Here is a 9,738-nt window from a genome sequence, read left to right on the forward strand (position 1 = left end):
ATTACGGAGCGCGACGTGGGACTACTACGGCCATCGTAGTCGAAAACAGCGGTGGCATCATGGACCGTTCCTCAGGCGCGCGGCGTCAAGAGGGCCACTGTCTCCAGGTGGTGGGTATGCGGGTACAGGTCGAAGGCCCGGAGGCCTGACAGGTCCCACCCGGCCTGGCGGAAGTACCCTACGTCCCGGGCGAACGACGCCGGATCGCAGGATACGTAGGCAATGGCGCGGGGCTGCGCCTCAAGCAGCTGCTCCACCACGGCCTTTCCCGCGCCTGCCCGCGGCGGATCAAGGACCAGGGCGTCAAAGTTCCGCGGTTTCTGGCGGAGGACCCGCTCCACCCGGCCCTGGACGATCTCCACCTGCGGCGCTGCGTGCAGGTTCTTGCGGGCGTCCCGGCTGGTTCCGGGGGCCCCCTCCACGGACAGGACAGACCCCGTCTCCCCCACGGCGTCGGCCAGGACGGCAGTAAACAGTCCGGCGCCCGCATAGAGGTCGGCCACCACCGCGCCGGGGTGCAGGAAGCCGCCGTCCTGGAGGAATTTTGTGACGCCCCCCACAAGCGCCCCGGGCGCGTCGCGGTGGATCTGCCAGAACCCGGCGCCGGTCACCCGGTAGTCATGGCCGGCCGCTGTTTCCTGCACCCAGGTGCGGCCCCGCAACTGGTGCACCGCGTCGGTAGCGGGGTCGAACGTGGCTACGGACACTTCGCCGGGCAGTTGGGCTGCGACGGCGTTAAGCCGCTTGGGCTTGGTTCCCGAGCTTGGTGCCAGCAGCACCAGCGGACGTGAGCCGTTGGCCGGGGCCGCCACTTCCACCCGGTCGATGCCCTGCAGGTCGAGGTCCCAGAGGCGCAGGGCGTTGATGGCATCGACGGCGAGGGGCATCTCCCGGACGGGAACGATGTGCGTGGAGCGGTGCGCGTGCATGCCGAGCTTCCCGCCGGGGGTCACCGAGAAGCTGGCGCGCGTCCGCCACCCGAGGCCGTCACCGCCGTCGGCCTGTCGGCCCACTGCTTCGACGCTGTGAACGGCTCCGTCCGGCAACTCTTCGACGCCGGCAAGGCGCGTGAGCTGTTCAGCCAGGACTTCTGCCTTGAGGCTGCGCTGCCGGGCCAGCGTCATGTGGCCAAACTCCGCTCCCCCCACCGGGGGATGCCCGTGGCCCCACGCCCGCAGAGAATCGGCAGCATGCCAGAAGTGGTCCACGCGGTCCGGGGAGGCGTCAAGAACCTCCACGACGTCCGCCCGCCAGAATTTGGCCTTCTCTTCGGCGTCCGTCAGCCGTACCCGCACCTTCTCGCCGGGAATGCCGTGGCGGACGAAAATTACCCGCCCCTCGTGCCTTGCGACGCAGTGGCCGCCATGGGCCACCGGGCCGACATCGAGCACTACTTCTGTGCCGGCTGCTCCGGCGGGTGGCTGGTGAATCGTGTGCAACGGGGCCTTCGCAATCATTGGACGTCCTGCAGGTTCTTGGCTTCTTCGGATGATTTCAGCTGCCAGGGGACGCTCGCCACCATGACGCCTGGTTCAAAGTGCAGCCGGGTCTTGATGCGGAGGGCTGTCTGGTTGTGGACCAGCTGCTCCCACCATTTGCCCACCACGTATTCGGGGATGTACACAACGATCAGGTCCCGGGGCGAGTCAAGCCGCATCTGCTTGACGTAGTCCATGATGGGCGTAACCGTCTCGCGGTAGGGGCTTGCCAGTACCGTCAGCGGCACGGGGATCTCCAGCTTGTCCCAGTCGGCCACGGTCTGCGCGGTTTCCTCCGGATCGATGTCCACGGTGACGGCGTCAAGCCGGGAGGGCCGGGAAGCCCTGGCATAGGCAAGGGCCCGCAGCACGGGCTTGCGGACGTGGGACACCAGCAGCACGGCGTGCACCCGGGTGGGGAGGGCACGCGGCGAGGCGTCCTCGTCCACTGCCAGTTCCCTGGCCACGTTGTCGTAGTGGGCTTTGATGCTCCACATGATCAGGAACAGGATGAACATGGCCAGCAGGGCAATCCAGGCGCCCTGCTCGAATTTGGTGACCAGCACGATGACGAGGACCGTGGCGGTCATGCCGAAGCCGATGCTGTTGATGACGCGTGACTTGGCCATGCGGCGCCGGGCGGCTTTGTCCCTGGCCAGTTTGAGCTTCCTGCCCCAGTGCCGGATCATTCCCAGCTGGCTGGCTGTGAAGGAGATGAAGACCCCCACGATGTAGAGCTGGATGAGTTTGGTGACGTCCGCGTTGAACGCCAGGATCAGCACCAGTGCACCGGCGGCGAGGGCAAGGACGCCGTTGCTGAAGGCCAGCCTGTCGCCCCTGGTCCGCAGCTGCCGGGGAAGGTATCCGTCCTGGGCGAGGATGGAACCAAGCACGGGGAAGCCGTTGAAGGCCGTGTTGGCCGCGAAGACCAGGATGACGCCGGTTGCGGCCACCACGATATAGAACGGTATGGATCCCGGCCCGAAGATGGTGTGGGCGATCTGGCTGATGGCCGGCGTCTGGATGTACCCCTCGGGCAGCGGGTTGCCGTTGAGGAGGAACTCCGTTGCGGGGTCGAGGACGATGTGTACCTTGGTGGCGTTGGCCAGGTACATGATGCCCGCCAGCATGGTGGCGCCGATGACGCCCAGCAGCAGCAGCGTGGTGGCCGCGTTCTTGCTTTTCGGCGGACGGAAGTTGGGCACGCCGTTGCTGATGGCTTCGACGCCGGTCAGCGCCGCAGCTCCTGACGAAAAGGCGCGCAGCAGCAGGAAGGCGCCGGCAAGCCCTACCAGCCCTTCGTCGAACCCGGGGGCCGGGACGATCGTGAACGCGGCGGAGGGCGCCTCCCCCAGCTGTCCGGTGGCGGCCTGGAATATGCCAACAGCAGTCATGCCCAGGATGGCTGCCATGAAGAGGTAGGTGGGAATGGCAAACATGGTGCCTGCCTCTTTCACGCCGCGCAGGTTCACCAGGGCGAGGATCGCAACGCCGACGGCGGCAATGGCCGCCTGGTTGCCGTGCAGCGACGGGACGGCGGTGGTGAGGTACGTGGCGGCCGAGGAGATGGACACCGCGACGGTCAGGACGTAGTCCACCAGCAGCGCCGAGGCTACGGTGAGGCCGGCGTACTTGCCGAGGTTTTCGCCGGCGATTTCGTAGTCGCCGCCGCCCGATGGGTACGCGTGGACGTTTTGCCGGTAGGACGCCACAACGGTGAGCAGGACCACCATGACGGCCAGGCCCACCCAGGGTGAGAACGCAACGGCGCTGACGCCCGCCAGCGCCAGGGTGAGCAGGATCTCATCGGGTGCGTACGCCACGGATGAGAGGGCGTCGGATGCGAAGACGGGAAGTGCAATCCGCTTGGGAAGCAGCGTATGGGCCAGCCGGTCATTTCGGAATGGCCGGCCCACCAGCACACGCTTGGCGGCGTTCAATATTGTCAGCACCCCACAAAGCTAGTCTGATTCCCGGACTATGTCATGACGGGCGGTGGGCGGCTGCAGCCCGGACGCTGGCGGTAGAGTTCTAGCAGCAGGACCTTGACAGGATTACAGAGGAGAAACACCGTGGCGCATTTCGTGATCATGGGATGTGGCCGGGTGGGGGCGACGCTGGCTCACACGCTGGAGGACGCCGGGCATTCTGTGGCCATCATCGATCAGGACGACCGCGCCTTCCGCCGGCTCCGGCAGGGGTTCACAGGCCGCAAGGTCACCGGTGTGGGCTTCGACCGGGACACCATGAAGCAGGCGGGGGTCGCTGAAGCGTACGCCTTCGCGGCGGTGTCCAGCGGTGACAACTCCAATATCCTCGCCACCCGCGTGGCGCGGGAAACGTTCCACGTCCCCCACGTCGTCGCCCGGATCTACGATCCCGGCCGTGCCGAGATCTACCAGCGCCTGGGCATTCCCACTGTGGCGGCGGTCCGCTGGAGCGCCGACCAGGTGCTCCGCCGCATCCTGCCCGAACAGCATCTCGCCGGTGATTTCCGGGAGCCCTCCGGCCGCCTGGTGCTGGCCGAACTGGACCTCGACGCCGGGTGGATCGGACACTCGGTCAGCAGCATCGAAAAAGCCGCCGATATCCGGGTGGCGTACCTCACCCGCTTCGGTGAGGGGATCCTGCCGGCTGCGGGTACCGCGTACCAGGACGGCGACACCGTGCACGCCATGCTCCCGGTGGACCGCAGCTCACAGGTCGCCCAGATCCTGGCCAAAGCCCCTGCCAAGGAGTCCCAGTGAAAGTCGTGATCGTTGGCGCGGGAAGCGTCGGATCGTCCATTGCCAGGGAATTGCTGGCGCACAAGCATGAGATCCTCCTGATCGACCTCAAGCCGGAAGTGATCGGACGGAGCGGCCTGCGGGGGGCGCACTGGCTGGTGGGCGACGCCTGCGAGTTGAGCACGCTCCAGGGAGCCAAGGTTGAGGACGCGGACGTGGTGGTGTCTGCCACCGGTGACGACAAGGTCAACCTGGTGGTCTCGCTGCTGGCCAAGACGGAGTTCGGGGTGGGCCGCACTGTAGGGCGGGTCAACAATCCCAAGAATGACTGGATGTTCAATGATTCCTGGGGCGTGGACGTTGCCGTTAACACCCCGCAGCTCATGACTGCCCTGGTGGAGGAAGCCGTGGAGATCGGCGACCTTGTCCGGCTGCTGACGCTCCAGACCGGGGTGTCCTCCCTGGTGGAGTTCACCGTCCCGCACGACTCTCACGTCATCGGCAGCACCGTGGGACAGATCCAGTGGCCGGAGGACTCCACGCTGGTGGCTATCCTTCGGGACCACGCCCCCATCACGCCGAGCCGGGATGACGTGATCGACGGTGGGGACGAGCTGTTCTTCGTGACGACTATCGCCGCCGAGGACGAACTGCGCGCGCTGCTTTCCCCCGACTCCTCAGAACCGCAGCCCCGGCCCGCCGACGACGCCGGCCACCTTGAGCAGCAGGGCCCGGAGGCCGACGGCTTCGACGGCTAGTTTGCCGCAGCCGGGCCGTCCTTCGGCTGGGGCTTTGGCCCGGACTCGGCCGGGGCGGGCCGCGTGACAAGCCAGGCGATCCAGACACCGAGGATGTACAGCGGCGCGCCCATGATGAGACGGGTGGTTGCCAGGGCAGCAAGTCCGTCCGGTCCCATGAGGTAGAGCGGAACCTGTACCGCGAGCCGAAGCGCAAGGACCGCAACGATGATCCAGGTGCCCAGCTGGTAGGCCTTGACCCGTGCCGGGTCCTTGCGCCAGTCGAGGCCTTCGTTCCGGATGAAACCGAAGAGCAGGCCCGCTACCGGCCATTTGAGGAAGATGGAGAGGACCATCGCCAGGATGTACCCGGCATTGGTGAAGAACCCGGGCAGGTAGAAGTCCTCTGCCTTGCCGGTGGTATTGGCCAGCCAAGCCGAGATGCCCACGCCCACCACGCCGGCAAGTGCCTGCGTCAGCGGCTTGCGCTGGACCAGCCGGACCACTGTGAAGACGGCTGCGGCGGCAAGGGCCGCCACAAGGGACAGCGTCAGTTCCCGGGTCACGGTGAAGGCAACCAGGAAGACGAGTCCCGGAGCGATGCTCTCGGCAATGCCCTGGATCCCGCCGGCGCTCCGGAGGACGTCCACGCGGCCGTCGTGGGTCCGGTGCAGTCCTGCCTTGGCGGCATATTCCGCTGCGAGGCCCGCCATGGGGGAAGGCTCCTGCGCCGGGCCCGGCCTTCCTGCGTGGCCGGGAGTATCCGGCCCCTGGGATCCGGCGGAGGGGTCGGGCTGGGGCGCGGTCATTCGTTCTCCTGGCGGGACAGTATTTCGTAGCGTGGGTTGAACATGGTGGGCAGTCCGTTGTTCGTGGAAAGCATTCCGTCCAGCCGGATCTCCGCGCCGGCTTCAATGCCCGGCACGCGCCGGCGCCCCAGCCACACAACGCGGAGCCTCCCGCGCCGTGCACCAGGCTGGGCGGAGGCTTTTCCCGGCTCGGCGTCGGAGACCATGGCGCTGAAGGCGGCAGCCTGGTCTGCCGGGATGAAAGTCACCGATTCGATGCGCCCCTGGCAGGTGACCCGGCCCTTGTCCGGAAGCTGGCTGATGGGGAGCGTCCCGGCGTGGTGCCGGGGCACGCCGTCCGGTGCAGGATCAGCCAATCTGTGTGGTTTCCGGGCCACGTTCCGGCTCCTGGAGCGCGGGGGCGGGCTGCGCGGGGGCGGGCTGCGGCGGGGTGGCGGTTGCGTCCTTCGGCAGGCGGAGCTGCAGCAGGTCCCGCGGCGGCATGGGGCTGCCGCCCCGGATCACCACAACCTGCCTGAAGAGGGCTTCCAGCGGCTCGGCAGCAGCCCGTTCCAGGGCCGCAGGGCCGCCCAGCACGCCACGGAGGAACCAGCGGGGACCGTCCACGCCAACAAAACGCGCCACCCGGTATCCCTGGCTGCCGTCAGGCAGCCCGGCCGGCAGTTTCGCCACGAGTTCAGTGCCGAAGCCTCCCTCGACTTCCTCGACCTGGCCGCCCTGCGCCCCGACGGACTGGCCGATCTGCTCACGGATTTCGTCCCACAGCCCTTCGGTCTTGGGGGCGGCGAATGCCTGGAGCTGCAGGCTCGACCCGTTGAGATCCAAGGTAACGGCCACCACGCGCTGGGTGGCTTCTTCAACCTCGAGGCGCAACTGCAGGCCCTCACTGGGTGCGATCAGCAGCGCGCCGAGGTCCACGTAGCCGTCGCGGCTGGTGATTTCGGTTTCATCAAACGGTCCGTTGGCGCGGACGCCAGAGCCTGCCGCGGTGTCCTCCGTGGACTCAGCGGTGGTCAGGGAGTCATCCGGTTCGGATGCTTCTTCCTTCTTGGCTTTCCTGCCGAGCCCAAAGACCATGAGGGTGTCTCCTTAGTTGTGAAATGTGCCGGTCCGGCCCTGAGCGGGTCCCGCCGTCGTGCTCTGCCGCTTGCCGGCAGCAAGCCTGCCGGAACGGAAAAATCCTTGTCTCAGGCCCCGGGCCGCTTGAACCCGCCGGTGGACCCGAATCCCCCGGTGCCGCGCACGGAGCCGCTCAATTCGTTGACGGGGATGAACTGGGCGTACTCAACACGCTGGATCACCATCTGGGCAATTCTATCGCCGCGGTGCAGCTCAATGGGCTGGGTGGCATCGGTGTTCAGCAGGGTGACTGCTATTTCCCCGCGGTACCCGGCGTCCACCGTTCCCGGGGCGTTGACGATTGTCAGCCCGTGCCTGGTGGCCAGTCCGGAGCGGGGGTGGATAAGGGCCACGAATCCCTCAGGCAGGGCAATGGCCACTCCGGTGGGCACGAGCTTGCGCTCTCCCGGCTGCAGGACCACGTCTTCCCTGGCGCGGAGGTCAGCGCCGGCGTCGCCCGGGTGGGCGTACGAGGGCGCTTCCAGGCCCGGGTCCAGCATCTTCAGCTGGACCTGCAGGGTAGGGGCCGAGGCAAGCTCATCCCCGGCAGGCGGGGCCGGGGGAAAAGTGTCTACTGCTGCGGATTGATCAGTCACAGTCACTCACTCTAACCCGCGCCCGCGGATGGGACCTAGGCCGCGGGCGGCGGCCCGCGGCCTACAGCGGGCCGGGGAACCTGCCGGGCCGGACCTCCCAGCGCGGTGCCGCGCTGGGAGGCACCGGCCGGCACAGCCGGGACAGCACCGGCCGGGATGAAATAGCCAGGGAAAGGTGGAAAGCTTGATCCATGCCCGAATCCAGTTCCGCCGCGTCCGTGCCCAGTACCCCCTCAGCCGAAGCTGAGGTGACCTATCGCGAAAAGTTGTGGCCGAACGTATGGATCTGGATCATCTCGGCAGGCGTTTCCGGCGCGGGAATCCTGGTGTTCGCCCCGATCAGCGCGGCCGCCGGGTATACGGCCGCAGTGGTGCTTTTTGCCATCATCGCCGTACTCCTGGTCCTTTCCACCCCGAGCATCGTGGTGACCCGGAAAACCCTGACCGTGGGGCGGGCCACCATTGAGCGCCGCTTTGTGGGTGCCGTCCAGCCGTTCCGCGGCGGGGAAGCGACGGCGGAACGCGGCACCCGGCTGAACGGGCTGGCCTACCTCTGCATCCGGGGCTGGATCGATCCGGTGGTCAAGGTTGAGATCACCGATCCATCAGACCCGACGCCGTACTGGCTGACTTCCACCCGCCGCCCCGACGAGCTGACGGCAGCCCTCTCCATGCACTAGCCGACAGGTCCCCTTCCACCCGGATCTCCCGGAAAATCGCGGCGCGCCCTGCCCCTTGAGCCAAAACCCGGCCGCCGGATGGCAAAGTTTCGAGTGATAGCAATGCCAGGGTGGAGGATTTGTATGCAGGATCTACGGCTTGTAGGCGTACACGACGACGGGACTCACCTCCTGTTGAGCGGGGCCGGCGGCGAGATGTTCCAGCTGCCGATCGATGAAGCGCTGAGGACGGCCAGCAGGTCCGCGGTTAAGCCGCGGGTCGAGCGGCCTGCCATTCCCATGTCCCCGCGGGACATCCAGGCCCGGATCAGGGCCGGAGCCACGGCGGCGGACGTAGCCGAGGCTTCCGGGCTGCCACTGGCCAAGGTTGAACGGTACGAGGGCCCGGTCCTCGCAGAACGGGAGTACGTGGCCCAGCAGGCCCGCAAGGTGGAAGTGGCCGCGCCGTCGCCCGGGCACGACATCTACCGCTCAGCATTCGGTGACAACCCGGCCACGTTGGGCGACATGGTGGCGCACCGGCTTTCGGCGCATGGCATCGACCCCGCCTCCGTGGAGTGGGATTCATGGCGCCGCCAGGACGGGACCTGGACTGTGTCTGCCGCCTTCGAAACGAAGAACGGTGGCGCTCAGGGAATCGGCGAGGAGCCGCCCGCGCTGTGGACCTTCAGCCCGGCCCGGAAGTCCCTGCATAACGCCAACCGCTGGGCCCAGCAGCTCAGTGAGCTGGAACCCCTGGACGGACCGGTCCCGGCGCGCAGGTTGTCCGCCGTCTCCGACCGGCCCTTTGATTTTGAGACCGATGCCGACTCCGCTTCCGGCAACCAGCGCGGCAACGCCGGCCCGGCAGCAGGCAAGGATAAGGAATCCGACGGCCTTCTGGACATGCTGCGCTCGCGACGGGGCCAGCGGCTTGGCGTGGATGAGGATTCCGACGACGCCCTGGCACTGCTCCTGACCAACGGCGTTCCTGCCGCCCACCCCCGGCCCTCAGAGGTCACCCCAGAAGCGGAAGAACACGACACCGGTCAGGAACCGGACAGTACCGAAGCTCCTGCTGCCCAGGGTGACTCCTTCGTCCGGCGGCGGGATGCCCGGCCGTCCATGCTGTCCCGGCTCAGCCTCCTGCCGCCCCAGCACGAACCCGCCGACGAGAACCTGCGGCTGCATAACGGCGTCAGCACCGATACCCGGGAAATCACCATTGTGGCTTCACCGCAGCGGGCCTCCGGCGCCGCGGCAGCCGACGCAGCACAGGGCAACGGGAACGGCACATCCGGTGGCGCGGGACTGGACGAATTGCTGGGCGGCGCCCCGAAGCGCCCTGCGCCCCGGAACGACGATTCCTCCCCCACCACCGGCCAACTGCCGGAGGCGGGTACTCCCGAACGCCAGCCCGCCAGGCCCAAGCGCTCCAGCGTTCCATCCTGGGACGAAATCGTCTTCGGTACCCGCGGGGACTAAGTCTCCGGGGCCGGCGGTGCTGGCTCCCGGGCCGGCGGCCCGCACCGCCGGAGGAACTGTCCCTAGGAGACTGCTGAAATATCCGCTGGTTTAGGCGCGTCGGCTGGACTGGTGAGGCTGGTGATTAAG

The 9,738-nt window shown here is 67.4% G+C and carries 10 protein-coding genes; 4 read left to right on the top strand and 6 right to left on the bottom strand.

What is annotated here, in order from left to right:
- Positions 1 to 71 precede the first annotated feature (71 nt).
- Both IEX33_RS11010 and IEX33_RS11015 read right to left on the bottom strand, forming a co-directional pair.
- Complete coding sequence (locus IEX33_RS11010) at positions 72 to 1,457, bottom strand: class I SAM-dependent RNA methyltransferase (protein WP_188730064.1); 1,386 nt, start codon at positions 1,455 to 1,457, stop codon at positions 72 to 74.
- Positions 1,454 to 3,430 carry an APC family permease gene (locus IEX33_RS11015; protein WP_188730065.1) on the bottom strand — a complete coding sequence of 659 codons (1,977 nt, stop codon included), beginning with the start codon at positions 3,428 to 3,430 and terminating at the stop codon, positions 1,454 to 1,456. The genes IEX33_RS11010 and IEX33_RS11015 overlap by 4 nt, the downstream gene beginning before the upstream one ends.
- A 120-nt stretch (positions 3,431 to 3,550) precedes the next feature.
- On the opposite strand from IEX33_RS11015, the gene IEX33_RS11020 reads away from it, so the two are divergent.
- Together IEX33_RS11020 and IEX33_RS11025 are read left to right on the top strand one after the other, a co-directional pair.
- Positions 3,551 to 4,225 carry a potassium channel family protein gene (locus tag IEX33_RS11020; protein WP_188730067.1) on the top strand — a complete coding sequence of 225 codons (675 nt, stop codon included), beginning with the start codon at positions 3,551 to 3,553 and terminating at the stop codon, positions 4,223 to 4,225.
- Positions 4,222 to 4,962 (top strand): potassium channel family protein, encoded by a 741-nt coding sequence (locus tag IEX33_RS11025; protein ID WP_188730069.1) that lies wholly within the window; start codon positions 4,222 to 4,224, stop codon positions 4,960 to 4,962. Before IEX33_RS11020 ends, IEX33_RS11025 begins: the two co-directional genes overlap by 4 nt.
- Here IEX33_RS11025 and IEX33_RS11030 read toward each other — a convergent pair.
- The 4 genes from IEX33_RS11030 to dut form a co-directional block, all read right to left on the bottom strand.
- On the bottom strand, positions 4,959 to 5,750 hold the full coding sequence (locus IEX33_RS11030; RefSeq protein ID WP_188730071.1) for a DUF3159 domain-containing protein: 792 nt from the start codon (positions 5,748 to 5,750) through the stop codon (positions 4,959 to 4,961). The genes IEX33_RS11025 and IEX33_RS11030 overlap by 4 nt on opposite strands.
- A complete protein-coding gene (locus tag IEX33_RS11035) occupies positions 5,747 to 6,106 on the bottom strand; it encodes an OB-fold nucleic acid binding domain-containing protein (protein WP_188730072.1) in 360 nt (119 codons plus the stop codon). The genes IEX33_RS11030 and IEX33_RS11035 overlap by 4 nt, the downstream gene beginning before the upstream one ends.
- Positions 6,099 to 6,827: a DUF3710 domain-containing protein gene (locus IEX33_RS11040; protein ID WP_188730075.1), complete on the bottom strand. Its 729-nt coding sequence runs from the start codon at positions 6,825 to 6,827 to the stop codon at positions 6,099 to 6,101. Before IEX33_RS11040 ends, IEX33_RS11035 begins: the two co-directional genes overlap by 8 nt.
- Positions 6,828 to 6,937: 110 nt before the next feature.
- Positions 6,938 to 7,465, bottom strand: coding sequence for a dUTP diphosphatase (gene dut, locus IEX33_RS11045; RefSeq protein ID WP_188730077.1), 528 nt, complete (start codon positions 7,463 to 7,465; stop codon positions 6,938 to 6,940).
- A 191-nt stretch (positions 7,466 to 7,656) separates the two neighbouring features.
- Here dut and IEX33_RS11050 point away from each other — a divergent pair, with 191 nt between their 5' ends.
- Complete coding sequence (locus tag IEX33_RS11050) at positions 7,657 to 8,145, top strand: DUF3093 domain-containing protein (protein ID WP_188730079.1); 489 nt, start codon at positions 7,657 to 7,659, stop codon at positions 8,143 to 8,145.
- 123 nt (positions 8,146 to 8,268) lie between these two features.
- Positions 8,269 to 9,609: a septation protein SepH gene (sepH, locus tag IEX33_RS11055; protein ID WP_188730081.1), complete on the top strand. Its 1,341-nt coding sequence runs from the start codon at positions 8,269 to 8,271 to the stop codon at positions 9,607 to 9,609.
- Positions 9,610 to 9,738 lie beyond the last annotated feature (129 nt).

This window comes from Pseudarthrobacter scleromae, from assembly GCF_014644515.1.
Classification (GTDB): Bacteria; Actinomycetota; Actinomycetes; order Actinomycetales; family Micrococcaceae; genus Arthrobacter; species Arthrobacter scleromae.